The sequence below is a fragment of the Pantoea sp. AN62 genome, assembly GCF_050432985.1.
Taxonomy (GTDB): Bacteria; Pseudomonadota; Gammaproteobacteria; order Enterobacterales; family Enterobacteriaceae; genus Pantoea; species Pantoea brenneri.
In genome coordinates this window covers 19,173-44,316 of sequence record NZ_JBNPYB010000022.1, presented here as the reverse complement: position 1 = coordinate 44,316, position 25,144 = coordinate 19,173, and the positions used below count along the sequence as shown (strand labels likewise).

General features: G+C 60.2%; 18 protein-coding genes. 11 read left to right on the top strand and 7 right to left on the bottom strand.

All coding sequences use genetic code 11. The annotated features are described in order from the left end of the window. Window positions 1-105 precede the first annotated feature (105 nt). The gene (locus tag FHW04_RS21425) at window positions 106-1,428 is read left to right on the top strand and encodes an MFS transporter (protein WP_031376526.1); all 1,323 of its coding nucleotides are present in this window, start codon (window positions 106-108) and stop codon (window positions 1,426-1,428) included. On the opposite strand, the gene FHW04_RS21420 is transcribed toward FHW04_RS21425, so the two are convergent. From FHW04_RS21420 to FHW04_RS21400, 5 genes are read right to left on the bottom strand one after another with little or no spacing between them, the layout of a single operon-like run. After that, window positions 1,425-2,402 (bottom strand): Csu type fimbrial protein, encoded by a 978-nt coding sequence (locus tag FHW04_RS21420; RefSeq protein WP_089561951.1) that lies wholly within the window; start codon window positions 2,400-2,402, stop codon window positions 1,425-1,427. The genes FHW04_RS21425 and FHW04_RS21420 overlap by 4 nt on opposite strands. After that, window positions 2,399-4,846: a fimbria/pilus outer membrane usher protein gene (locus FHW04_RS21415; protein ID WP_089561950.1), complete on the bottom strand. Its 2,448-nt coding sequence runs from the start codon at window positions 4,844-4,846 to the stop codon at window positions 2,399-2,401. The genes FHW04_RS21420 and FHW04_RS21415 overlap by 4 nt, the downstream gene beginning before the upstream one ends. A gap of 7 nt (window positions 4,847-4,853) precedes the next feature. Then, window positions 4,854-5,552 (bottom strand): fimbrial biogenesis chaperone, encoded by a 699-nt coding sequence (locus FHW04_RS21410; protein ID WP_089561949.1) that lies wholly within the window; start codon window positions 5,550-5,552, stop codon window positions 4,854-4,856. A gap of 27 nt (window positions 5,553-5,579) precedes the next feature. Further along, a complete protein-coding gene (locus tag FHW04_RS21405; protein WP_179420081.1) occupies window positions 5,580-6,101 on the bottom strand; it encodes a Csu type fimbrial protein in 522 nt (173 codons plus the stop codon). Window positions 6,102-6,117: 16 nt separating this feature from the next. After that, window positions 6,118-6,687, bottom strand: a complete 570-nt coding sequence (locus FHW04_RS21400) for a spore coat protein U domain-containing protein (protein ID WP_031377793.1) — start codon at window positions 6,685-6,687, stop codon at window positions 6,118-6,120. 530 nt (window positions 6,688-7,217) lie between these two features. Here FHW04_RS21400 and FHW04_RS21395 point away from each other — a divergent pair. The 3 genes from FHW04_RS21395 (at window position 7,218) to FHW04_RS21385 (ending at window position 13,085) form a co-directional block, all read left to right on the top strand. After that, window positions 7,218-9,296, top strand: a complete 2,079-nt coding sequence (locus FHW04_RS21395; protein ID WP_046289246.1) for a putative bifunctional diguanylate cyclase/phosphodiesterase — start codon at window positions 7,218-7,220, stop codon at window positions 9,294-9,296. A 151-nt stretch (window positions 9,297-9,447) separates the two neighbouring features. Next, complete coding sequence (locus FHW04_RS21390; protein ID WP_089561948.1) at window positions 9,448-11,583, top strand: putative bifunctional diguanylate cyclase/phosphodiesterase; 2,136 nt, start codon at window positions 9,448-9,450, stop codon at window positions 11,581-11,583. 89 nt (window positions 11,584-11,672) lie between these two features. Further along, complete coding sequence (locus tag FHW04_RS21385) at window positions 11,673-13,085, top strand: PLP-dependent aminotransferase family protein (RefSeq protein ID WP_031377794.1); 1,413 nt, start codon at window positions 11,673-11,675, stop codon at window positions 13,083-13,085. Here FHW04_RS21385 and FHW04_RS21380 read toward each other — a convergent pair. Further along, window positions 13,064-13,546: a YlaC family protein gene (locus FHW04_RS21380; RefSeq protein WP_031377795.1), complete on the bottom strand. Its 483-nt coding sequence runs from the start codon at window positions 13,544-13,546 to the stop codon at window positions 13,064-13,066. The two genes, FHW04_RS21385 and FHW04_RS21380, sit on opposite strands and share 22 nt — an antisense overlap. A gap of 304 nt (window positions 13,547-13,850) precedes the next feature. On the opposite strand from FHW04_RS21380, the gene FHW04_RS21375 reads away from it, so the two are divergent. From FHW04_RS21375 to FHW04_RS21350, 6 genes are all read left to right on the top strand, one after another. Then, window positions 13,851-14,453 (top strand): cupin domain-containing protein, encoded by a 603-nt coding sequence (locus tag FHW04_RS21375; RefSeq protein ID WP_031377796.1) that lies wholly within the window; start codon window positions 13,851-13,853, stop codon window positions 14,451-14,453. 138 nt (window positions 14,454-14,591) lie between these two features. Then, window positions 14,592-15,659, top strand: a complete 1,068-nt coding sequence (locus tag FHW04_RS21370; RefSeq protein WP_046289244.1) for an ABC transporter ATP-binding protein — start codon at window positions 14,592-14,594, stop codon at window positions 15,657-15,659. 15 nt (window positions 15,660-15,674) lie between these two features. Continuing rightward, window positions 15,675-16,676: an ABC transporter substrate-binding protein gene (locus FHW04_RS21365; protein WP_089561947.1), complete on the top strand. Its 1,002-nt coding sequence runs from the start codon at window positions 15,675-15,677 to the stop codon at window positions 16,674-16,676. A gap of 2 nt (window positions 16,677-16,678) precedes the next feature. Next, window positions 16,679-18,418: an ABC transporter permease gene (locus tag FHW04_RS21360; RefSeq protein WP_089561946.1), complete on the top strand. Its 1,740-nt coding sequence runs from the start codon at window positions 16,679-16,681 to the stop codon at window positions 18,416-18,418. Then, window positions 18,406-19,494 (top strand): MBL fold metallo-hydrolase, encoded by a 1,089-nt coding sequence (locus tag FHW04_RS21355; RefSeq protein WP_094106318.1) that lies wholly within the window; start codon window positions 18,406-18,408, stop codon window positions 19,492-19,494. Before FHW04_RS21360 ends, FHW04_RS21355 begins: the two co-directional genes overlap by 13 nt. A 204-nt stretch (window positions 19,495-19,698) precedes the next feature. Then, on the top strand, window positions 19,699-22,548 hold the full coding sequence (locus FHW04_RS21350) for a bifunctional diguanylate cyclase/phosphodiesterase (RefSeq protein ID WP_031377066.1): 2,850 nt from the start codon (window positions 19,699-19,701) through the stop codon (window positions 22,546-22,548). Here FHW04_RS21350 and FHW04_RS21345 read toward each other — a convergent pair. Next, complete coding sequence (locus FHW04_RS21345) at window positions 22,545-23,609, bottom strand: LacI family DNA-binding transcriptional regulator (RefSeq protein WP_031377067.1); 1,065 nt, start codon at window positions 23,607-23,609, stop codon at window positions 22,545-22,547. The two genes, FHW04_RS21350 and FHW04_RS21345, sit on opposite strands and share 4 nt — an antisense overlap. Window positions 23,610-23,832: 223 nt before the next feature. Here FHW04_RS21345 and FHW04_RS21340 point away from each other — a divergent pair, with 223 nt between their 5' ends. Beyond that, window positions 23,833-25,143, top strand: a complete 1,311-nt coding sequence (locus FHW04_RS21340; RefSeq protein WP_031377068.1) for an MFS transporter — start codon at window positions 23,833-23,835, stop codon at window positions 25,141-25,143. Window position 25,144 lies beyond the last annotated feature (1 nt).

The following is a 25,144-nucleotide window of genomic DNA, read 5'->3' as shown; positions in this document are numbered from 1 at the left end:
ATTTGTTACCACTCAACACAGTTTTGTCAAGTGCAATGGTGAGCCAGCTCACATTATTGCCGCATCAGGCAGGCTAAAACGGCTAAAAACCTTCAGGAAGCCGTTATGAGTCACACCCCGTCTTTACAAAAGTCGCCCAAAAGCGCGGCCAGAACCATCTTCAACGTTACCAGCGGTAACTTTCTCGAAATGTACGACTTTATGGTGTTTGGTTATTACGCCACCGCCATTGCCAAAACCTTTTTCCCGGGCGACGACCCGTTCGCCTCACTGATGTTAACGCTAATGACCTTTGGTGCCGGCTTCCTGATGCGTCCGCTCGGGGCGATCATTCTGGGGGCGTACATTGACCATCATGGCCGCCGCAAAGGTCTGCTGCTGACGCTGGGTCTGATGGCGATCGGTACGCTGACGATTGCGCTGGTGCCTGGCTACGCCACGCTGGGCGCAGCGGCACCGATACTGATCCTGCTCGGCCGCTTACTGCAGGGCTTCTCGGCAGGCGTTGAGCTGGGCGGCGTCTCGGTCTATCTGGCGGAAGTGGCGCCAGAAGGACGCAAAGGGTTCTTTGTCAGCTGGCAATCCGGCAGTCAGCAGATTGCGGTCATTTTTGCCGCGTTGCTCGGCCTGGCGCTGAATCATCTGCTGGCGAAAGAGGCGGTCACCGAGTGGGGCTGGCGCATTCCGTTTGTGGTCGGCTGCCTGATCGTGCCGTTCCTGTTCTATATCCGCCGGATGCTGGAAGAGACCGAAGCGTTCAGCAAGCGTAAACACCATCCGCGGATGACCGAGATTATGCGTTCGGTGGCCAGTAACTGGGCGCTGGTGCTGGCGGGGATGCTGATGGTAGTCACCACCACCGTGATGTTCTACATGATCACCGCGTTTACGCCGACCTTCGGCAAAACGGTGCTGATGATGAGTGATAAGCAGGCGTTCCTGGTGACGCTGTGCGTCGGCATCTCTAACCTGATCTGGCTGCCGCTGATGGGATCGCTGTCAGACCGCATCGGCCGTCGCCCGCTACTGATCGTCTTTACCCTGCTGATGATTGCCACCACCTGGCCGGTGCTGCACTGGCTGGTGGGATCGGCCAGCTTCGCTCACCTGCTGGAAGCGGAATTGTGGCTGTCGTTTCTCTATGCCAGCTATAACGGAGCGATGGTGGTGTATCTGGCGGAAATCATGCCCGCCGAGGTGCGCGCTGCCGGTTTCTCTATGGCTTACAGCCTGGCGACTGCGCTGTTTGGCGGCTTTACCCCGGCGATTTCCAGCTACCTGATCCACGCCACCGGCGACAAAGCGATGCCGGGTGTCTGGCTGACCTTCGCCGCCGTCTGTGGCTTAATCGGCACGCTGCTGATTGGCCGGATGGTGAAGCAGTATCAGGCGCGCCACAGCGGTGCACCGGTCAGCGCCTCGCTCTAAAATGACAAATCCACCACCACGCTGTCGCTGTAGTTTCCGGCTGGCGGCGTGTTCTGGCTGGTCAGGACCCGCGCGGTGTAGTTAAAGCCGCGCGTCAGTCCATCTGCCGAAACCGCCGACGAGGTGGTGCTGCTCCAGCGCTCAGTCCCGCCTGGTCCCCAGCGGTTGCTGGTGGTCCCCTGATAGATCTCATAGCTCAGACGATTCGCGCCACTCGCCATGTTCCTGACGCTGCCGACCGGATAGCTGCCGTTGCTCAGGCCGACGGTATAGGTGCTGCCTTTGCTGCACAGTACGTTAATGGTCTGTGACACGCTGGAGAAGCTGCCGACCAGCGGCGCACTGCCAAAGCTGATATTCGGCGCGGTAATGGTGGTGCAGTCATTAGTCAGGATCGCCGTGACGGTAATCGGAATCACCCCGCTGCCGGTCTGTTCGCTTAAGCAGAGGCTACCGATGCCAATACTGGTACAGATGCGGTAAGTGACAGCCATATTCAGCGTCACCTGATATGTGCCCGCCGCGACCACCTGACCGGGCACGGTGCGCAGATAGATCGGAATCGTGAAGTTCAGGCTGCCGAGCAGGCCAGCCAGGTTGATCAGGGTTTGCGAACCATAGACAAACGGGGTGCCACCGACCGTCAGCTCAGTAGCGCAGGCGCTGTCGGTACAGAGCCGGACCGGTACATTGTCGCTGCCGGTATCGCCGCTGCGCTTGAGGATGCCGCGGGTGCCGTTACTGTTGGTGGCACCGGTCAGCTGAAAGGTGATCTGGTTATTGCCCAGCAGCGACAGCGCCGCACCGGCGCCACAGTTGACGTTGGCGTTGGTAGTGACAGCGCTGACGGTGCTGTTGGCGACAAAGGTGGTGACGGAGCCGAAGCTGGCCGTAGAGGCGGGCAGGGCGCAGGCGGCGTAGCCGAATGACGGCAGCAGCAACAACAGGCCGGCGAATAGCAGACGATTTATCATGGTGAGTTTCCGGTAGTAAAAGCATCAGCAGGATGGGCGGCGCTGCCAGCCGCCACTGCCGGCAGCGCGCAGGTCAATGGCCCATAGGTTCTCAGCGCCTGCGGCTGACCGCCGGCAATTTGCAGTTCGGTATCACAGTGGCGGCCATCCGGCGTCACGACCTGTATCGGATTGCTGGCGGTCAGATCTTCCATCCAGACAATGCCATCCCAGCCGACATATTCGGTGGCGTGATTGGGGCGCTGCACCAGGCTCGACACCGGCAACGGCTGGCCCTGCGCATCGTGCAGGATCACGCTGGCGGAGCGCAGTTTTTCCACCGGGAAGTTGAGCAGATAACCGCTCTGACGTTTCACGGCAAAACGCTGCTCTACCCGCGGTGTGGTCATATCCGCGGGTAGGTCGAGGGTATCGATATCATATTTGGCCGGATAGTAGCTGCTGATCGACGGCACCAGCAGATAGCCCTGCTGATTGGTGCGGCCCATCGACTGGTTCTCGTAACGGACCGTGACGTCGGGATAGTTGGTTTTGACCAGCACAAAGGCGTCGTTAATCTCATTGGCGATAAACAGACTGTTGTCCATCAACACCAGCGCGCCGGAGAGGTCAGCCCACTGGGTGGTATTGTCATCATCGCCATAAAAGCCCGCCGAGGTATCGATCTGGTTGTTGCGATAGCGCAGACTGCCCTGACGATAATCCCCGCTGTCGCCGCTCTGATTGGCCCACGAGGCGTCCCAGGCGATGCCGCCGTCGCTGGGCATAGCGCGCGAGACATAGAGCCGCTGATTATCGCGCCCCAGCTGGTCGCGTTCGGTGCTGATGGCGGCACTGCCCTGTTCGCCGAATGGGATCACCAGCGAAATAGCACCGGTCCAGCTTTTTTCCTGCTGATCGCGGCTGGCTGAAACATAGAGGCTGCTGTTACCCCACAGATTTTTACTCCACGAGAGGTTCCATAACCGGGTGCGATCGCCGCGGCCACCGGTGATGTCGATATAGGCCGCGCCGACGCTGCCGAAGCGGTTGAGCGACACGCTGGCGCTGTACTGGGCGCTGCGGCGCGACAGCGCATAGCTGCTGCCGGCGTCGGTGCCGGCGCGGCTGCCGACCAGCGCCAGATTGCCAAAGTCGCGGCTGCGCTGTGTTTGCTGGGTACCGAGGTTAAACCAGCGGTTGTTGTACTGATAACCCCAGCTGTACTGCGTGCCGGTCTGGCCGTCGAGCTGGCTTTGCGCCACCGCGCCATTCACCACGCCCCAGCTGCCGACGCGCAGCAGGCCGCCGACGCCGCCCATTGCCAGACTGTCGCTTCCTTCAGCGTGGCTCTCCAGCGTCAGCCAGTCGGTCATACCGTAACGATAAGACCCGCTGGCCGCCGCCGCGCCATAATCAAAATTCTTTATCCCGTAGTTCTGACGGATCGCCCCGGCTGAAAACGCGTAGTCGGACAGTCCCGACTTCAGCAGGCTGCTGGAAACGTAGAATGGCAGGGTGGTGGTGATGCGCCGGCCAACCGCATCGGTGGTGGTGATCACCGCATCACCTGCGCCATTCACGAACGGTACGTTGGTCAGTGACCACGGCCCCGGCTGCACATTCGCCTGGCTGGAGCGATAGCCGTTAATAAACAGATCGACGGTCGAGGGCACAGCGGCCTGGCCGGAAAAGGCGGGCAGCGGATAGGTCACCAGATCGGGACGGACACCAAAGTCACGGCCAATCCGGACGCCGCCCAGCCGCACGCTGTTACTCCAGGCCAGTGAGTCGGTCACCAGGTCGCCGACCTGCCAGCTGATCGCCGCATTTTCGTTTTCATTGCTCCACCAACTGTCGTAGCGGATATAGCCGTCATCCTGATAGCTGTTGCTGCCCTCCAGCTGCTGCTGCCAGACGCCGTTGCTGGAGAACTGTCCGGCCGCGCCAAACAGCCGCAGCTCGTTCCAGGCGGAAAGGCGGGTGCCGCTGTTATCGGTCCGGCTGGCGTAGAGGTCATAATTGATCAGCGCTCCATTGCTGGTGCGTCCGGGGTAGCGCGGTCCGTTTTGCGCCTCGCCAATCACCTGACCCGGCAGCCAGCCCGGCGGTACGGTGAGCAGCAGGCGCTGCCGCGCATCGTCATACTCTACTTTGACCTGCGGCAGCGCGCTGACGTCGATTTGTGGCTGCTGGCCCAGCTTATCCAACGGCAGACCGGCGCGCTGCAGGTCGCCACTGCGCAGCCAGAAGTGGCCGTCACGCTGCTCGACCGTCACGATGTCACCGCGCGCCTGCTGGTTAACCACCAGCTCCAGCATATATTGCTGACCGTTTCCCTGGTTTTGCAGACTGGGCGGCGGCGGCAGGGATGAGTAGGTCTCCGCCAGCGTGGTGCCCGGCGTCAGACAGCAGAAGACGCTGGCAACCGCCAGCGTACAGCGATGGAGGGGAAAAGGTTTCATCTGGCGCTTACTTTAGGGCAGCGCTGCGCCACGAATTCTTATTCACCTCTGCCACCAGTTCACCGCTTACCGCCGCGTTCAGCGGCCAGCGATAGGTGCTGTTAGCCAGCACGTAACCGTATAAGCCTTCGCCCAGCTTGCGGCCACCGACGGTGACGTTACTGAGGCGGGCATGCCTGTTGCCGCGGTTGGTTAGCTGTAACCAGCGTTTGCCGCCTTCGCTGAGCGTCTGCCAGCTGAGATCGGGGCGGGCGCTGTCGGTGTTCAGGCCGTCGCCATAGACAAACAGCGGCACCGAATAGCGCATCTGGAAGGTAAGGCCGGCCTGGTTTTCACCCGGCTGGCGTGGCGTCGGGATCTCATCCAGCACCACCCGATAGGCCAGTTCATGACCGGCAGCCGGTGGGGTCTGCTTGATCAGCCGGACTAACTGCTTTTGGCCGGGCTCCATCCGTACCATCGGTGGACTGGCAACCACCTGCTGCTGCGTCTGGTACTGCTCCTGGCCATTGACCTGCTGCCAGCTGAAGACCCGAACCTGCATCATGGTGGTGGTGTTGCCGCGATTCTCCAGCCACAGCTCGCTAGCCTTCTCCGTCGGGTTGATGGCCGGATCGATCGGCCAGATCATCACCGAGTTGGCGGCAAAGGCCGGCGGCAGCAATGTGGTGCCGATCAGTAATAGCAGGGCGCGCAGTGACTTCATCGTCGTTTCCTTGTTGTTAATCTCGCCTCACCAGCTCAGGGTGACGGTCAGGGTGTCGGTATAGACGCCGGCGCGCGCGGTACCCGGCAGTTTTAGCTGGCCATAAATCGGCAGCGTAATGTTATTGGCATTGCTGTAGCTCAGCGGCACCGCCTGATTCACCGGAATGACCGTGGTGCGGCTGGCGTTGCTGTAGAGCGTATAGGGAACGGAATTGCTGAAGTTCGGCAGTTTCAGGTTGCGCGTCGTGGTGTAATTGTTGCCCTGGTTAATGCTCATGCTCAGCGTGGTGCCCGGCGTGCAGGCGAGGTTGAGGGTAGTGCTTTGCACATAGCTGGCGCTGACAACGCTGGTTGACACTCCCGACTGGGAGCCAAAATTGAGCGTGCCAAAAACGCCGGTATTGGTACCGGATATCACGCAGCCTGCCACAATCGAAGCGGTTACCTGGAAAGTGCTGGTCGGCAGACTCCAGGCGCTAACACTCCATATCAGCAGGGACAGACCGCGTGCAATTGTCAGGCAGGACCGCGTGACAGCCACCCACATTCACCCGTGAATGCAGTTAATAGTTCACGGCGACGTTGATGGTATCGGTGTAGGTGCCAGCCGGGATCAGCGGATTGAAACCGCCGCCGATGACCCGACCGTAAATGGCATAGTTAGTGCCTAAGGTCGGATCGGTAGTGCCGCTGGCCGCAATCGGCGTGTTATTGGCAATCGCCGTGGTAAATGAGGCATCGCTATACAGCGTATAGGCGATTCCCTGAGCGTTATCTGAGCCCAGAACCAGATAGCGCGGTGAAGTGGAGGCCGTACCATAGACGGTGGCGGGCGCAGTATTACTGCTGGTGACCACCACGTTATAGTCCTGACCGGTGGTACAACGGACAAAAATACCGTTACCCGCCGCGCCGACCAGCGTGGCGTTGAGGGTATCGAAGGTTGCCGCACTGCTACCGAAGTTTAAGGTACCGAAATTAACCCCGGCGGTGGCTGACTGACCGTTGACCAGACAACCGGTGGTCAGCGTCAGCGTCGCGTTGATGGTTCCCGAGGTGGTCGCCGCCAGCGTTAATGACGGAAGTGCTGTGGAGATGCCCGCAGCGGCCAAAAGAAAAAGCTTGAATTTCATAATCATTCCTTACCGATTATCCAGAGTCAGTGCTTTTTCACCCGGTGTTAATTTAACGGTTCAACCCAAAAATAGAGAAAATAATCACAACGATGTAAGTAATGCCGGAGTCCTGAGAAATATCCTGGACTTAAGCTAAATGATTTATATCAGTTTTATTTACTATAGAACAGTTAAAGCGTCACGCTAATTACGCCCGGCTATTTTTCATTAATCAAATTGCCTGAAGCGCCGATAACCCAGTAACGGCAAGGCATTACAGGGAGACAGGAAAGCGAAAATCATAATTTTCTTCCCCTCTATCGTCCTTTCTGCTTCGGTGATATGTTCTTGCACCAATCAGACAAAATAACGTTTTACTGCTCAGCAGCGGCCAGCGATAAAAGTCACCCTGCACAGATAGCGGGTTGCCAGGACGGCAGGACAACATCAACCCTGGCGCTAAATAACTTTCACCCGCGGGTGTTTTCAGAGTGTTTTTTCAGGCTTTACACAGCGCCCGTTCACCGGCGGGTGGTGAGGAGTTACACATGCTACTGGTCTCGTGGGATAGCGTTCTGGTCTGCGTTTCGCTAATCGTCGCGTTTATTGCCTCTTTCACTGCGCTGGACACGGCGGGGCGGGTGGCGGTTTCCCGTGGCTGGATCGCCCGGCTCTGGCTGCTGGTGAGCGGTACCGCGATGGGCATTGGCGTCTGGGCGATGCACTTCATTGGCATGCTGGCGATGATGATGCCGATGACCCTGCGTTACGACGTCCGGCTGACTATTGTCTCGCTGCTGGTGGCGATTCTGGCGTCGATGCTGGCGTTTGGTCAGACGGTCGGTGGCGCCGACCTGACCCGGCGTCGTCTGCTGCGCGGCAGCCTGATCCTCGGCGCGGGCGTGGTGGTGATGCACTACCTGGGCATGTATGCGTTGCTGATCTCGCCGCAGCCTGAGTGGAACCGGCCGCTGGTGGCGCTGTCGATGCTGATTGCCTTTGTCGCGTCAGGCGTCGCGCTGTGGCTGGCGTTTCATCTGCGCCAGGGAGAATACAACCTGCTGATTATGCGCGGGCTGGCGTCGCTGGTGATGGGGATTGCCATCGCCGGGATGCACTATGTCGGCATGGCCGCGGCGGAGTTCAGCCACGTCAGCGCAATGCAGCATAACGGAGTCAGCACTCAGGGGCTGGCGGTGTGGGTCACCATTATTACGCTCATCATTCTTGGCGTCACCCTGCTGAGTTCCATGCTGGATGCACAACTGCGCGCCGCGCGGCTGACCGCCAGGCTCAACCGGGCCAATCAGGAGCTGCGCCAGCTGGCGATGCATGACAACCTGACGGCGCTGCCCAACCGGGTGATGCTGGAGCAGCAGCTGGATCTGGCGATCAAGCAGGCCACGCTGACTGACAGCCGCTTTGCGGTGATGTACATGGATCTCGACGGCTTCAAGGCGGTCAACGATACCTGGGGACATCACGTCGGCGATCGGTTGCTGATTGCCGTGGCGGAACGGCTGCGCAATCAGCTCAGCGAGGCAATACTGCTGGTACGCCTCGGCGGCGACGAGTTTGTGCTGATGGCCGAGGGTTACGATATCAGCGCCGCCAGCCAGCTGGCGCAACAGCTGGTGCGGGTGATTGATGTCGCCTTTGAACTTGATCGCTACTCGCTGCACGTGTCGCTCAGCGCCGGCATTGCTATCTTCCCGCTGCATGGCCGAAACAGGCAGGAGCTGCTGTTGAATGCCGACTCGGCGATGTACCACACCAAACATAACGGGCGTAACGGCTGGTGCCTGTTTGAACCGGCGATGAGTGCCGCAACCCAGCATCAGCTTGAGCTGGCGAACGATCTGTGGAAAGCGATCGAACGCCAGGAGATGCGGCTGTTCTATCAGCCTAAATTTCGCTCCAGCGGCCGCCTGCTGATGGGCTTTGAAGCGCTGCTGCGCTGGCAGCATCCGGTGCGCGGCTTGCTGATGCCGGACCTGTTTTTGCCGCGGGCGGAAAAGACCGGCCAGATTGTTGCGCTCGGTAACTGGGTGATTAATGAAGCCTGTCGCCAGCTGAAGATCTGGCATAATCAGGGACACAGCGACTGGACCGTCTCGGTGAATCTGTCAGCCTTACAGTTTCATCAGCGCGATCTGCTGACGACCCTCAGCCAAACGCTGGCGCGCCATCAGCTGCCGGCGGGCGCGCTGATGCTGGAAATTACCGAGGCCATCGCCATGCGCGATCCGCTCTTCAGCCAGCAGCGTATTGGTGAGTTGCAGCAGGCTGGCGTCAGTGTGGCGATCGATAACTTTGGTATCGGCTACGCTAACCTGCTGCATCTGAAACATCTGGATGCCAGTGAGCTGAAAATTGACCGCAGCTTTATCAACTGTCTGCGACCCGACAGCGAGGATGCCACGGTAGTGACCGCGATGCTGACGCTGGCTCAGAGCCTGAATCTGCGGATGGTGGCAGAAGGGGTCGAGACGGAGGAACAGCAGCGGTTGCTGACCGGCCTCGGTTTTGACGCGCTGCAGGGATATTTGCTGGGCAGGCCGACGCCAGCCGATCGGGTCGGCGAATTCAGCCTGCCGACGCCGGTGCCCCAGCTGACCGGCGTCTGACGATAGGTTTTAACGCTTGAACACATTGGAAACATGTATCGTGACAGGTTAATTATCCCGCAGATATTGCCGATAACCTGAACAACAAGACAATCCCTGATCCTTACTCACACCACCCAGCTGCTGGCACGGCTTTTCTCGGGAATGCACTATGTTAGTGACCTCATACGACTCTTTTATCGTCATCGTTTCGATTCTTGTTGCGATGCTGGCTTCGTTTACCGCGTTAGATATGGCGGGACGGGTGGTGCATTCAACCGGCAAGGTGGCGCTGGTGTGGCTGTTCGGCGGCGGTTTTGCCATGGGGATCGGCATCTGGGCGATGCATTTCATCGGCATGCTGTCGATGAACATGGAAATGGTGATGAGCTACAACGCCGGACTCACCGCGTTTTCAGCCGGCATCGCGGTCTGCGCCTCCATCTTTGCGCTGTGGCTGGTGTGCAACGGCGATTTGCCGTTACGGCGGCTGGCGGGTGGCGCGCTGATCCTCGGCAGCGGCGTGGTCGCCATGCACTATACCGGCATGGCTGCGTTGATGTTCTCACCGGGTATCGTCTGGAACTGGCGCTGGATCGCCGTGTCGGTGATCATCGCGCTGGCGGCTTCCGGCGCGGCGCTGTGGCTGGCTTTTAACCTGCGCGAAGGCCAGACCGGCCGGGTGACGCTGTTGCGTATCGGTGCCTCGGTGGTGATGGGCGCGGCTATCGCCGGCATGCACTACACCGGCATGATGGCGGCAGAGTTTCCGCTGCACAGCCACCCGACCACCCACGGCGTCAACAGCAACTGGCTGGCGATTCTGGTCACGGTGGTTACCATCTCAATCCTCGGCATCACGCTGCTGGTGTCGATGCTGGATGCCCGCATGCAGGCGCGCACCTCGATTCTGGCCAGTTCGCTGGCCGAGGCGAACCGTGAACTGGCCCAACTGGCGCTGCACGATAACCTGACGCGCCTGCCGAACCGCATTTTTCTGGAAGACCGGCTGGAGCAGGCGATCAACAAGGCGAACCGGGAGCAGACCCAGTTTGCGCTGATGTTCATGGATCTGGATGGCTTTAAGGCGGTTAACGACGCCTTTGGTCACCATATTGGCGACAATCTGCTGATTGGCGTCACCGAGCGGATGAGCCAGCAAATGACCGGCTACTACACGCTGGCGCGGCTGGGCGGCGATGAGTTTGTGCTGCTGATTGAGATTGACGATCCTAATGATGCGGCTGCGGTCGCCGATAAGCTGGTGAAAGCGGTCGATCGTCCGTTTGATATTTCGCGTTATGAACTGGTGGTGTCGCTCAGTATCGGGATTGCGGTCTATCCGGGCGACGGCGAGGATGAGCGTGAACTGATGTTCAACGCCGATGCAGCGATGTACCACACCAAAAACAACGGACGTAACGGCTACACCTTTTTCCAGCCGTCGATGAACCTGCTGGCGCAGAGCCAGCTACAGCTCAATAACGATCTCTGGCAGGCGCTGGATAACAACGAGCTGCGCCTGTTCTATCAACCTAAATATTGTGCGCCACGCGGGCCGATCCTCGGTTTTGAGGCGCTGCTGCGCTGGCAGCATCCGCAGCGCGGTCTGCTGACGCCGGACCAGTTTTTACCGATGGCGGAGAAAACCGGGATGATCGTCGGCATCGGCAACTGGGTGATCAACGAAGCCTGCCGCCAGCTGCGACAGTGGCACCTGCAGGGCCATCCGCACTGGTCGGTGGCGGTGAATCTCTCGGCGCTGCAGTTTGAACAGAGCAACCTGGTGGAGACCGTCACCCGGGCGCTGGCGCAGCATGAGATCCCACCCGAGCTGCTGACGCTGGAGGTGACCGAAACCACCGCTATGCGCGATCCAGATGAGAGCGTTCGTATCCTGACCGAGCTGACTAAGCTTGGCGTGAAAGCCTCGATTGATGATTTTGGCACCGGCTATTCCAGCCTGCTTTATCTGAAACGTTTACCGGCCAGCGAGCTGAAGATCGATCGGGCATTCGTCAATGAACTGCAGCATCACAGCGAAGATGCCACCATCGTCTCGGCGATAGTGGCGCTGGCGCAGTCGCTGCAGCTCAAAGTGGTGGCAGAAGGGGTGGAAACGCCTGAGCAGCAGGCTTTTCTGACCAGCCTCGGTTGTAACACCCTACAGGGCTATCTGCTGGGTAAACCGATCCCGCCTGACCGGGTCAACGAACTGGCTAATTTTGTCGGCGATGAAAAAGTGGACATCAGCGCGGCGCTGAAGCCTGGTGAACCGCCGTTAGCGGCACAGGTTGCGCCAGCCTGACCCCTGCGGGCAAGATAAGTGGCAAGCCCGGCCTGTCATTAGCCGTCGTGCATGGTAAAGTCTCGCGGGTGAAAAAGGAGAGGCGACCCGTGGCGAAATACCAGCGATTGATGGATGAAATTCAGCAGCAGATAGAGGCAGGCATCTGGTTGCCGGGCACCCGTTTACCCTCGTTGCGCCAGCAGGTTGCGCAGCAGGGGCTTAGCCTGATGACGGTGCTGCACGCCTACGAGCTGCTGGAGAGTCAGGGCTGGATCGTCTCCCGGCCGCAGTCTGGCTACTACGTCGCGCCGCGTGCCTTAGCACCGGCACCGCTCAGCGTCACCATCAGCGAGCAGGTCGATATCAACGACTTTGTGTTTGATGTGCTGCAGGCGACCCGCGATCCGGCCATCGTTCCCTTTGGTTCCGCCTTTCCCGATCCCGCACTGTTTCCGCAACGCCAGTTGATGCGCTCGCTGGCAAACGTCTCCCATCAGCTGACGCCAACCGATGCGCTGCACAATCTGCCGCCCGGCAATGCCACTCTGCGGCAGCTGCTGGCGCAACGCTATGCGCGTCAGGGCATTACCCTGTCGCCGGATGAGATCGTCATTACCAGCGGCGCGCTGGAGGCGCTTAATCTCAGCCTGCAGTCGTTAACCGAGCCGGGCGATTATGTGGTGATTGAGCAGCCGAGCTTTTATGGCGCATTACAGGCGATTGAGCGGCTGAAGCTCAAGGCGCTGGCGATTCCGGTTGATGCCCAGAACGGTATCGATCTGGTGCAGCTGGAAGAGGCGCTGCAGCGCTGGCCGGTCAAAGCGTGCTGGCTGATGACAACGCTACACAACCCGCTGGGCGTCACCTTATCAGCCGAGCGTAAGCAGCAGCTGGTGGCGCTGCTGGCGCGTTACCAGGTGCCGATGATTGAAGATGATGTTTATGCTGAACTCTGGTCAGGCGACACGCCACCGCTGCCCGCTAAAGCCTGGGATCGGCAGGGTCACGTGCTGCACTGTGGCTCGTTCTCAAAGTCGCTGGTGGCCGGATTCCGCGTTGGCTGGGTAGCGGCCGGCCAGCATGCGCAGCGTATTCAGCGTCTGCAACTGATGAGCACCCTGTCAACCAGCGCGCCGATGCAGCTGGCGCTGGCCGATTTTCTCGCCACCCGACGTTACGACACCCACCTGAAGCGGCTGCGACAGATTCTGGCGAAGCGCCAGCAGATGGTGCGTCAGGCATTGCTGAAAGTGCTGCCGCCGCAGGCGACGCTGAGCGAAGCGCGCGGTGGCTATTTCCTGTGGGTAACGCTGCCAGACAACATCAACACCACGCAGTTGTATCAGCAGGCGCTGGCGCAGGGGATCAGTATTGCACCGGGGCAGTTATTTTCGGCGGGGGAGCAGTTCAGTCACTGCTTTCGACTCAATACCGCCTGGCCGTGGGATACGCGGGCCGAGGCGGCAATTGAAACGCTGGGTAAGCTGATGGCGCAGGGTCAGACGCGCGCCGCTTCCTGATGTCCCCAGGTCAGGTAGTAGACATCATAAAAATCGACTTCGCCTTTTTGCGTCAGCAGGCGCTGGATACCGCTTTTAACCCGCTCTGGCGTCTCCGGCAGCGACAGGATACGTGACACCGCCTGCTCGGGAACCGGCTGGACGTAATACCATTCGCCGTTGTAGCAGACGCGCAGATCGAGCGCATCAATATCTTCGAAACGGTATTTAGGGTTGATATCCAGCAGCATTAAAAAGCTCATCACCAGCACGAACGCGGTGGCAAACCAGAAGGCTGGCCAGCCGAGCATTTCAGTCGTGAAGATCAGCGCGACGCACAGACCGTAGCACAGGTACATCACCGCCCACAGGCCGGGATGGTTTTTCAGAAATGAGAGGCTAAAGCGCGGCCGATTGTCGCGACGTTCTTCGCGGTTGAGCGTGGCGATCTCGTCGATCAGGATTTGTTTAATGGCTTCCATTTTTTTACCTCACTGTCATCTGTTAGCGATTAGAACAGATAACAGTCAAGAATATCAGAAACAGATTTGTGCACTTTTTATATAACAGTTGCCCTCATCACTGCGCCCGCCGCCTGACATTTTGCAACAATTTCGTGCAGTGATAACCACCATCCTCAACCGCTGCGCTATGGCGTCGCAACATTGTTAACGACACATTTGGCTTTAGTTAGCAATATCAGTTAATTATGTTAATTGTGCTGGCTGGCGCACATTGCATTGTGGCCGGGCTTTGCCACACTTAGAAAAAAACCGGAGAACCTGTATGACTGTTCAATCCTCCAGTCTGATGTTGCTGATGTCGTTCGCCGCGGGCACCTTCTCTGCCGGGGCTTCTGACAATCCCCAGCACCTGATGCTCGCCAGCCCGTCGGGCGGCGTGCCAAATAACCCGTTACCCCTGATTATCTGGCCGCGCGTGGCGCCGGATGAAGAAGAGGATATCGCTGCGTGGTTTGAAACCACCTTCGGACAACACGGCTGGCCGCCAGCCTGGCGCTATCCGATCTTTCCCTATACCCATTATCACCCGAATACCCACGAACTGCTGGGTGTGGCGGCGGGCTGGGCGGAAGTGCTGTTTGGCGGCGACAGCGGCCGGATGGTGACGCTGCGCGCCGGTGATGCGGTACTGATCCCGGCGGGCGTCGGCCACAGGCAGGTCAGCGCCAGCGAAGATTTTCTGGTCGTCGGCGCTTATCCGCAGGGCATGTCACCGGAAACGCTACGTGACGAACCCGCTAAGCTGAAAACGTCGCAGGCGCAGGTCAAAAACGTTCCGCTGCCGCATCAGGACCCGTTTACCGGCAAAGAGGGTGCCATGACCGATATCTGGCAGCCGATTGCCGCGCTGACCGCACAGCAATAAGCCAGAAACGGCGGCGAGTGCCTGCCAGGGCGTAGCCGCCCGATCGGCTGTCGCCACTCTGAAGCCAGGCTGTCACCGGGCTGTCATCAAACTGTCGTAGCGTTTTGCCCACAACGTTAACGGCAGGGGCAGAATGAGATGGCGGCAATTTCGTTAACCGGACTGCACAAAGCATTCGGGGCGCAGCCGGTACTGGACGCGATTTCGTTACAGATTCACCAGGGCGAGTTTGTTGCCGTTCTGGGACCGTCGGGCTGTGGCAAAACCACGCTGCTGCGGCTGCTGGCGGGTTTTGAAACCCTCGACAGCGGTGAAATCAGCATCGGTGAGCGGCGGGTCGCGGCTGACGGACTGCATCTGCCACCGGAAGCGCGCAATCTCGGCGTGGTGTTTCAGAACTACGCTTTATGGCCGCACATGACGGTGGCGGAAAACGTCGCCTACAGCCTGAAGGTCAACGGCGTGGCACGCGCCGAACGCGAGTTGCGCACCACTCAGGCGCTGACGCTGGTCGGGCTGGAGCGCTTCGCTGCTCGCCGGCCGGCCGATCTCTCTGGCGGCCAGCGTCAGCGCGTGGCACTGGCCCGCTGCCTGGTCGCGCGGCCTACGCTGGTGCTGCTGGATGAGCCGCTGGCCAATCTGGATGTCCACCTGCGCGCCACCATGGAAGAGGAGTTCCGCCGCTTCCATCGTCACAGTGGCGCCACCTTACTCTATATCACCCACGATCAACGCGAAGCGATGGCCTTAGCCGATCGCATCGTGGTGCTCGATCACGGCAAAGTGATGCAGTTCGCCACGCCGCAGACCCTGTGGCGCGAACCGGCTAACGAGATGGTCGCCACCTTTATTGATGAAGGACGGGTACTGCCGGTCAGCGATATTGAACCGCTCGATCCAGGCAAGGCGACCGCCACGCTGTGCGGGCTGCGGGTATTGCTGCGCTGCTCGCCTCAGCAGCGTCCGCTACCGCACGGCAAAGCCAGCTTCCACAACGTCAGTTTCCGCCTGGCGGATAGCGATGAACGTCAGTTTGCCGCCCGCGTCGAGCGGATTATCTTCCGCGGCGGCTATCATCAACTCAATCTGCGCCCACTCAATCAACCGGATGTCAGCCTGTCGCTGACGCTTAACGATGCTGCATTACTGGCGGTGGATGACACCGTCGGCGTCGCCGTCGATGACGGCTGGATTCTTCCTGCATAAAGGGTTTCAGACACCATGAAAAGGGCTTTTCGCACCTCGTTTCACGCGCTGTTGTTGTTATCGGGCCTCACGGCCTCCTCTCTTTCGCTGGCGGCGGACGCGCCCGGCGGCAAGCTGGTGATCTACACCTCTCAGGCACCTGAAATTGCGCAACAGACCATCGACGCGTTTAAGGCCGCTTACCCGACAGTGGAGGTGGAGTGGACCCGCAACGGCACCACCCAGCTGATGAACGTGTTGCACACCGAGATGATGAGCGGCCAGGTCAAACCTGATGTGCTGCTGGTGGCCGACGCGATCAATCTTGGCGCGCTCAAGAAAGAGGGCCAGCTTTATGCCTGGCAGGATGCGCCGGTCAGCCAGCTTAATCCCGCCTATTACGATGCGGATAAAACCTTCTTCGGCACCAAGATTATCGCCACGGTAATCGCTTATAACACCCAGCGCGCCAAACCGGTCACGAGCTGGAAAGCGCTGGCAGTGGCGGAAAACAAAGGCCAGATTGCGGTGCCGAGTCCACTCTACTCCGGCGCGGCGCTGTACAAGCTGCACACTGACATCAACACGCCGTCCATTGGCTGGGAATTCTATCAGCAGCTGGCCGCCATCGGCATCGCGCCGCAGGGCGGCAACGGACCGGCGCTGAAGGCGGTCGCCAGCGGCATGGATAAGTATGGCGTGATCACCGACGCCGATATTATCCGCGCCAGAAAACAGGGCTCGCCGATCGATCTGGTCTATCCGCAGGAGGGCGTTTCCTACGTCACCGAACCGGTGGCGATCATGAAGTCAGTGCATAACCTGCCAGCCGCCAAAGCGTTTGTTACCTTTATGCTGTCGGAAGCGGGTCAGCAGCTGGTGGCGAAGCAGGGCAACCGGCCGATCGATTCGCGCGTGGCGGCTCCTGAAGGTTTTGCGCCAATTGATCAGATCAAACTGCTGACGCCGGACGTGGCGAAAGCGGTGGCCGATGACGCTGCGGTACGCGAAACCTTTACCGAACTGTTTGGTGGCTGACGATGAGCGTGCTGGGCAATGAATGGCGTAGCAGCCTGGCCGCCAGGCGCGGCAGATGGCGGGCGGAACCGCTGGTACTGGCACTGCTGGTGCTGGCGATCGGCCTGCTGTCGGTGGCGCCGTTTGCCCGGCTGATCGTCACCGCGCTGGCACCCGATGGCGTGGTGGACAGCCATCGCCTGCTGAGATTGCTGGTCAGCCAGCGCGTGCTCAGCGCCACGCTGAATACGCTGGCGATCGGCATCAGCGCAACCCTGCTGGCGCTGCTGCTGGGAACGGTGGCGGCGTGGCTGGTGGCGCTGACCGATCTGCGCGCCAAAGCGGCCTGGGTATTCGCCTTTATCCTGCCGCTGATGATCCCGCCGCAGGTGACCGCGCTGGCCTGGATACAGGCGCTGGCACCGGGAAGCTGGCTGGCCGCACTGGTCAGCGCGCTGGGGGGAACCTGGCTGGCTGCTGGCGAACAGCCGCTCTATTCGGCAACCGGCATGGTGCTGCTGCTGGGCCTGCACAATGCGCCGCTGGTGTTTCTGACGGTGCGTGCCGGGCTGCGCCGTTTGCCCGCTGAGCTGGTGGAGGCGGCGCGCATCAGCGGTGCATCGCCCTGGCAAATTCTGTTCACGGTGATCCTGCCGCTGGCACGACCCGCAATCTTCGCCGGGGCGGCGCTGGCGTTTGTCGCCGCCGTTGGTAACTTCGGCATTCAGGCGATGCTGGGGATTCCGGCGCGGGTGCCGACGCTGATTACGCTGGTTTATCAGCAACTCAATACGCTCGGGCCGGGGGCGCTGCCCAATACGGCGGTCTATTCGATGCTGATTGCGCTGATTACGCTTGCCGGCATGCTGATCAGCAACTGGCTTGGCGGACGGCGTGACGTGCGGGTCAGCGGCTCGCCGCGTCCCTGGCACCAGCCGCTGCGGCGCGCCCGGCTGCCGGGTGAAATCCTTGCCTGGCTGTGGATGGTGATCACTCTGCTGCTGCCGCTCAGCGCCTTGCTGGTCACCGCCTTAACCCGCGGTTTTGGTCAGGCGCTGAATTGGCAAACCCTGACGCTGGAGAATTTTCAGCAGGCGCTGTGGGGCTATCCGGCGATCCGCCAGGCGTTCGTGACCAGCCTGTGGCTCACCGGCCTCAGCGCGATAGTGCTCAGCGTTATGGCGCTGTTTCTGGCGTTCTTTCTCAGCTGGCGTCGCAGCCGACTGGTGCGCGGGCTGGGGTTCGCCAGTGAGCTGACCTATGCACTGCCCGGCATTGTCACTGGCGTGGCGGCGATGCTGTTTTTCCTGCGGCCGCTGCCGCTGCTGGGGGTTTCCCTCTACGGCACGGTGTGGATCATTCTCGCGGCCTATCTGGCCAATTTCCTGGCGCTGGTGCTCAGGCCGACGCTGGCCGGATTCGCGCAAATCGAACCCTCACTGGATGAGGCGGCGCGCCTGTGCGGGGCGGGGCTGATACGGCGGATGACTGATATCCTGTTGCCGCTGGCGGCACCCTCGGTGCTGGCTGGTGCGCTGCTGGTGTTCCTCACTGCGCTGAATGAAATACAGGTTTCGGTGCTGCTGGTGACTGCGCAAACCCAGACGCTTGGCCCGACCATTATCTTCCTTGATGAAGGCGGATCGGCACCGCTGGCGGCGGCGGTTGGCTGCCTGATGATTGGCGTGGTGCTGGGCTTAATGTTGCTGGCCAGCCGGCTGACGCGCCGTCTGCCGCAGGGGGTGCTGCCATGGCAAGCCTGACGGTAATCAGCGGCGTCGGCGGTAAACTGCCGGCCGCTTTCCTGCTGGAGGTCGAGGGCTACCGGCTGCTGTGGGATTTGGGCGCCGGGCCGGAGCCTGGCGTCCGGCCCGACGTCGCCGCCATCGGCCAGGTTGATGCGCTCTGCCTGACCCATTCCCACGTTGATCATGCGGCCGCGCTGGATAGCTGGGCCGGGATTGGTTCACCGCCGGTCTATGCCAGTGACATCACCTGGCAGCAGCTGGGCGAGTGCGGCGTACCGCCTGAGGCGCGACGCATCCTGCCGCTGCGTGGCCAGTGCGCGCTGGGGCCGCTGAATTTGTTTACCGGACGCAGCGGGCATTCGCCGGGATCGATCTGGTTTCATCTGCCGATAGCAGGTGGCATCACCTATATGGGCGACTGGAGCCGCGAATCGCTGCTGTTGCCGTTTGATTGCCCGCCGCGCGCCTGGCTGCTGATCACCGATGGCTCCTATGGCGACCGCACCCAACGGCTGGCGCAGCAGGTCGACGCGCTGGCGCTGGCAGCACGCTCGGGCGCGGTGGTCACGGCGCCGCTGCACGGACGCGGACCGGAGATGGCGTTGCAGCTCAGCGCGCGCGGGCTGCCGGTGGTGATGTGCCCGCAGGTGCGGGAAGAGGTGGCGCAGCTGCTGGCGCTCAACAGCCTGCCGGTTGCCGCCACGCTGGCACTGGCCAGATTGCTGCGCGTCGCCACCCCGGACTGCTGGCGACCGGACGCGGTAATCGTCGCGGCGGATGCGGTCGCCGACAGTGGCCTGGCGGCGCAGCTCAGCCAGCAAGCCGGGTTTCGCCTGATCTTCAGCAGCCACGTCTCCGCCGGAACCCGTGCCTTTGAGATGCTGCAAACCGGTACGGCACGCTGGTTGCCGTGGAACGTCCATCCACCGCTCGACGACCAGCTGACGCTGATCAGACAGACGGCCGCCCGGCAAGTGATCGCGGCGTTCGTCGCGCCGGAACAGTGTCAGCAGCTGATAAGACAAAGTCCGGCAACGCTCTGCTGGCAGCCTCATTATCCGCTCTGCTCGCGCTGGGAAAGCGTCGCCTGACGCATCGCCATTGCCGCGTCTCTCCTCTGGCTGACGCGGCGGCACGATTGAATATTTACCCGCTGCTGCCGATAAACCTCCTACTAAGTTTGGTGATTCTTCTTATTGCGCTTGTGATCCCGGCCCATTTCGGCTGTAGTCTGCGCACATTATTAAGAACATTCCTAAGCCACTATCCGGCTACACAGCAGCAGGCTAAAAACAATGGATAATAACGCTGATGTCATCTATCGCATGCTGGTACAAAGCGTGATGGATTACGCCATCACTATGCTAAAACCGGACGGCACCGTCGCCAGCTGGAACCCCGGAGGCCAGCGCACTCTGGGCTATACGGCAGACGAAATTATCGGCCGCAGCGTCATCCTGCTTTACAGCGAAGAGGATCGTCGCCGGGGCCTGCCGCAGCGCGGACTGGATCTCGCCGCCACCGCCGGACAGTATGAAACCGAAGGCTGGCGCTATCGCAAAGATGGCAGCGCGTTCTGGGCGCATGAAGTGATCAATCCGATGCGCAGCGATGCCGGTCAGCTGGTGGGATACGCCCAAATCATCCGCGACTGTACCCGGCAGCAGGAGCATCAGCGCAAAGAACGTGAGCAGGAGGCGCGCTTTCGCCTGCTGGTCGAAGGCGTCACCGATTACGCTATCTATATGCTCGATCACGACGGCAACGTAGTGAACTGGAATGCCGGTGCCCAGCGCGCCAAAGGCTACGTTGCCGAAGAGATTGTCGGCCAGCACTTCTCGCGCTTCTACAGCGCGCAGGATCGGCTCAATCATCTGCCGGCTCAGAACCTGCAAACCGCTTATCGCACCGGCCGTTTCGAAGATGAGGGCTGGCGCTATCGCAAAGATGGCAGCGCGTTCTGGGCGCACGTGGTGATCGATGCGATCCGCGACGATCAGGGCAAACTGATCGGCTACGCCAAAATCACCCGCGACTGCAGCGAGCAGCAGCGCATCCGTAACCTGCAGCGTGACCAGGAGCAGCGTTTCCGCCTGCTGGTCGAAGGCGTAACCGATTACGCTATCTATATGCTGGATATTGAGGGGCGGGTGGTGAACTGGAATGCCGGTGCCCAGCGCGCCAAAGGCTACAAGGCGGACGAGATCGTCGGCCAGCATTTCTCCCTGTTCTACAGCGCGCAGGAACGGCTGAACCGCACGCCGGAAGCCAACCTCGGTATTGCACTGAAGACCGGTCGCTTTGAAGATGAGGGCTGGCGTTACCGCAAAGATGGCAGCGCGTTCTGGGCGCATGTGGTGATCGACGCGATCCACGATGATGACGGCAAGCTGGTGGGCTTTGCTAAAATCACCCGCGATCGCACCGAACGACGTGAACAGGAGCAGCAGGTGCTGCGCGCCCGCGATCTGGCTGAGGCGCAGAGTGCGCAGAAAACCGCGTTGTCGAAGTTCCTCGACAACATCATCGCCAATATTCCCTCCTGCGTGATCGTCGAAGATGCGATCACCCGCGAGATCCTGCTGGTCAACGATCGTTCGCAGCAGCTGTTTGGCCTGTCGAAATCGCTGATCGTCAACAAACGGCCACACGAGTGTATGTCGCCCGAGCTGAGCGACTATTTCAACAACCTTGCCGATGTGGCGCTGCGCAGTGAAGGCATCCATCAGCGTGAGCAACTGCTGATGACCGCCAGCGGCGAACGCATTCTGCATACCCGCGCGACCGCGATCAATGGCCAGGATGCGCGACGTAATTACCTGATGCTGATTGTTGAAGATGTCACCGATCAGCGTGCCGCCGACGCCCGCATTCACCATATGGCGCACCATGACAATCTTACCAGCCTGCCCAACCGCATCCTGTTTCGCCAGCGTCTGAGCGAGGCGTTGCGCACCGCCAGCCAGACTGAGCGTCAGACGGCGGCACTCTGCCTCGACCTGGATAACTTCAAGAACGTCAATGACGCGCTGGGCCACCAGATTGGCGATGAGCTGTTACGCTCGGTGGCAAAACGTCTGCGTAGTACCCTGCGCGATCAGGATACGCTGGCGCGCATTGGCGGCGATGAGTTTGCCATTGTGCTGCCTTCAGTGACCAGCAGCGAGGAAGCCAGCATCGTGGCGCAGCGCCTGATCGAGGCGATTCGGCCGCCGGTTAATATTGAAGGTCATAACCTGTCGGTCGGACTGAGCGTCGGCATCGCGCTCAGCACCACCATCACCAATACGCCGGAACAGCTGCTGCGCTGCGCCGATATGGCGCTGTATGAAGCCAAACGCAATGGCCGTAATCGCTTCGAGCATTTCACCCTGGCGATGGATGACGTGGCGCGCAGCCGGCGCGTGATTGAGAATGATTTGCGCGATGCGATCAGCGGTGGGCACCTCAAGCTCTACTATCAGCCGATCACCAACGGCGACAACAAAACCATCATTGGCTATGAAGCGCTGATGCGCTGGCATCATCCGATCCGCGGGCTGATCATGCCGAACGACTTTATACCGATCGCGGAAGAGACCGGGCTGATCCACATGCTGGGGGCTTTCGCCTTGTATGAAGCCTGCCGTGAAGCATCAAGCTGGGAAGGGGTGCAGTCGGTGTCGGTTAACCTGTCACCGCTGCAGTTCAAAAACAGCTCGCTGGTCTCCGTGGTGGAAGGCGCGCTGACGGAATCGGGGCTCGACCCGGCCCGGCTGGAAGTGGAGATCACCGAGTCGGTATTGCTGGATGACTCGCTCGGCAATATCCGTACCCTGCAAAACCTCAAGGCGCTGGGGGTTCAGATTGCGCTGGATGATTTCGGCACCGGCTACTCTTCACTGAGTTATCTGCGATCCTTCCCGTTCGATAAGATCAAAATTGATAAGTCGTTCATTAATGATATGGGTGACAGCCGCGAGGCGCTGGCGATTATCCGGGCGATTACCGGCATGAGCCGCAGCCTGGACATTCAGATCACCGCAGAAGGCGTGGAGAGCAACGAACAGTTCGCTAAGCTGCGTGATGAGGGCTGTACGCTGTTCCAGGGCTTCCTGTTCGGACGTCCGCAGCCCTCGGAGCTGCGGCTGAAAACGCTGGATTAATCATACAGGCCATGCTGCTGGACCGGCGCATGGCTGAGATTATCGCGGATGCGGCGCACCGAATCGCGCACCACCAGTTTGCCATTCAGCAGCAGCGTGCCGGGCGGTGCGCCCGGATGCAGCCGCAGTTCCTGCAGCATTCTGACGGCCGCCGCGCCCAGTTCATCACGCGGCACCTGGACTGAGGTCAGCGGAATATCGTGGATGGCGGCCAGATTAAAGCCATCCATGCTCATCACCGAAATATCCTGCGGCACCCGCAGTCCGGCCTGCTCCAGCGCGCTGACCGCACCGGCCGCGATGTAGTCACCGCTGGCCAGAATCGCCGTCGGGCGCAGCGCTTCAGGGCAGTGGCGCAGATATTCACTCAGCCGTTCCGCCGCTTCATTGCTGCTGAAGCTGTTGAGGGTCAGCAGATGCTGACGACTGTCAAAACGCAGATTCATTGCGTGCCAGGCGTCGCGCACGCCCTGCAACCGCTGCTCCATGGTGTAACGGCGCAGGCAGTGCAGCGACAGAATCTGCCGGTGTCCCTGCTCAAACAGGTAGCGTGCCGAAAATTCACCAATCAGCTGATGATGCGGCGAGACCGAAGGTAAACGCATCCGGCGATCCCGGGCGTTAATCAGCACGCAGGGCTTGTTCATCTCTGCCGCCAGCTGGTGGATATGCTCATCATCAATGCCGATCAGCAGTGCGGCCTCGGTCTGCTGCATCTTATCGATAAACAGCGCCGCATCACTCTCAATCTCCTCCAGCGCGCAGTAGCGCAGCCTGACCTCATGCGGTTCCACCGCCTGACTGATGCCCTGAATCACCTTGTAGTAGAAAATGTCGCTGCGCACGTCAAACGCGCGTGGCGGCGCAAACACCATCAGATTATTCAGCAGCAGGCGACCACTGTGCAGGTTGTCCAGCACGCCCTGCTGCTGAGCAATGGCCAGCACCTTGTCACGGGTGGCGGGGCGGGTATTCGCTTTGCCCGCCAGCACCCGCGATACGGTGCTGATCGAGACGCCACTTAACGCCGCAATTTCACTCACTTTCAGCCTTTGTTTCATTCTGTGATCGCCTTCAAATCTGCTGATGAAAAATTTTTCATAGCGTGCTGAATCGCGTCAGATAAGCGATTGACCACACTTTTTGCGCTGGCGTTAGCCTGCCATGAAAAGAGTTGCAAAAAAGAGGCTGTACCCACGTTTCACACTTTTCTAACGTCGTTGCACAGACACGCGGTACGCCTGCCGGCGGTGTGAGTCATCAATGCATATCAGGAGTGGCACTATGAGCCTCGATTCAACAACCAAGCCGATCAGCGCCTCGCGCACGGTGCGCGTGATTAAAAATTTACGCTGGTGGATGCTGGGGATGTTTCTGCTGGGGGTGACGGTTAACTACATCACCCGCAACTCGCTCGGTATCCTGGCACCGGAGCTAAAAAACAGCCTCAACATGAGTACCGAACAGTATTCGTGGGTAGTGGCGGGATTCCAGCTGGCCTACACCCTGTTCCAGCCGGTCTGCGGCTGGCTGATCGATGTGATTGGCCTGAAGATGGGGTTCCTGATTTGTGCGCTGATCTGGTCGGTGACCTGTCTGCTGCATGCGGGTGCCGGCAGCTGGCTGCATCTGGCGCTGCTGCGTTTCGTGATGGGCGCGTCAGAAGCGGCCGCGACACCGGCCAATGCCAAAGCGATTGGTGACTGGTTCCCGAAACAAGAACGTCCGGTGGCCGCCGGCTGGGCAGGTGTTGGCTTCTCGGTCGGCGCGATGCTGGCCCCGCCGATCATCTACCTTGCCCACATCTCTTTTGGCTGGCAGGGCGCGTTTCTGCTGACCGGCGGGCTGGGTCTGCTGTGGGTCGGGCTGTGGTGGTGGGGCTATCACGCACCCGACCGCCATCCGCGTCTTTCCGATGAAGAGCGCGCCTTTATTAATCAGGATAACGAAGCGGTGGGTGAGAAGCTGCCGTTCTTTACCGCGTTAAAAGTGATCGGCAAAGAGAAGAAATTTTACGGTATCGCCATTCCGGCCTTCCTGGCGGAACCGGCCTGGGCGGTGCTGAGTTTCTGGGTGCCGCTCTATCTGGCGAACGAACGCGGCATGGATCTGAAACAGATTGTGATGTTCGCCTGGCTGCCGTTCCTCGCCGCCGATCTCGGCAGCGTCGCCAGCGGCTATCTGACCAAACTTTATGTGCGCTGGTTCGGCCTGACCCGGGTCAATTCAATCGTCGCCAGTTCCGTCACCGGCGCGCTGCTGATGGTCTCGCTGGCGCTGATGACGCTGGTTGACGATCCCTGGCTGGCGATTGCGCTGATTTCAGTCGGCGGCTTCGGTCACCAGGTGATCTCCTGCATGCTGAGCGCGCTGGTGGTGGAACGCTTTGATCGCCGCCAGATGGCGACGGTTAACGGTATGCGCGGCTCCTGCGCGTGGATCGCCAGCTTTATTTTCTCGCTGATTATCGGTGTCACCGCCGATACCATCGGCTTCAATCCGCTGTTTGTGGCGATGGGCTTTTTTGACCTGATTGGCGCGGTTTTCCTGGTGATGTTGATCGCCGAACGCCGCCAGCGCCCGGTAAACCATTAAG

Coding starts and splice junctions, on each gene's coding strand:
- FHW04_RS21425 (WP_031376526.1), top strand. CDS start 106: ATGAGTCACACCCCGTCTTTACAAAAGTCGCCCAAAAGCGCGGCCAGA.
- FHW04_RS21420 (WP_089561951.1), bottom strand. CDS start 2,402: ATGATAAATCGTCTGCTATTCGCCGGCCTGTTGTTGCTGCTGCCGTCA.
- FHW04_RS21415 (WP_089561950.1), bottom strand. CDS start 4,846: ATGAAACCTTTTCCCCTCCATCGCTGTACGCTGGCGGTTGCCAGCGTC.
- FHW04_RS21410 (WP_089561949.1), bottom strand. CDS start 5,552: ATGAAGTCACTGCGCGCCCTGCTATTACTGATCGGCACCACATTGCTG.
- FHW04_RS21405 (WP_179420081.1), bottom strand. CDS start 6,101: ATGTGGGTGGCTGTCACGCGGTCCTGCCTGACAATTGCACGCGGTCTG.
- FHW04_RS21400 (WP_031377793.1), bottom strand. CDS start 6,687: ATGAAATTCAAGCTTTTTCTTTTGGCCGCTGCGGGCATCTCCACAGCA.
- FHW04_RS21395 (WP_046289246.1), top strand. CDS start 7,218: ATGCTACTGGTCTCGTGGGATAGCGTTCTGGTCTGCGTTTCGCTAATC.
- FHW04_RS21390 (WP_089561948.1), top strand. CDS start 9,448: ATGTTAGTGACCTCATACGACTCTTTTATCGTCATCGTTTCGATTCTT.
- FHW04_RS21380 (WP_031377795.1), bottom strand. CDS start 13,546: ATGGAAGCCATTAAACAAATCCTGATCGACGAGATCGCCACGCTCAAC.
- FHW04_RS21375 (WP_031377796.1), top strand. CDS start 13,851: ATGACTGTTCAATCCTCCAGTCTGATGTTGCTGATGTCGTTCGCCGCG.
- FHW04_RS21370 (WP_046289244.1), top strand. CDS start 14,592: ATGGCGGCAATTTCGTTAACCGGACTGCACAAAGCATTCGGGGCGCAG.
- FHW04_RS21365 (WP_089561947.1), top strand. CDS start 15,675: ATGAAAAGGGCTTTTCGCACCTCGTTTCACGCGCTGTTGTTGTTATCG.
- FHW04_RS21360 (WP_089561946.1), top strand. CDS start 16,679: ATGAGCGTGCTGGGCAATGAATGGCGTAGCAGCCTGGCCGCCAGGCGC.
- FHW04_RS21355 (WP_094106318.1), top strand. CDS start 18,406: ATGGCAAGCCTGACGGTAATCAGCGGCGTCGGCGGTAAACTGCCGGCC.
- FHW04_RS21350 (WP_031377066.1), top strand. CDS start 19,699: ATGGATAATAACGCTGATGTCATCTATCGCATGCTGGTACAAAGCGTG.
- FHW04_RS21345 (WP_031377067.1), bottom strand. CDS start 23,609: ATGAAACAAAGGCTGAAAGTGAGTGAAATTGCGGCGTTAAGTGGCGTC.
- FHW04_RS21340 (WP_031377068.1), top strand. CDS start 23,833: ATGAGCCTCGATTCAACAACCAAGCCGATCAGCGCCTCGCGCACGGTG.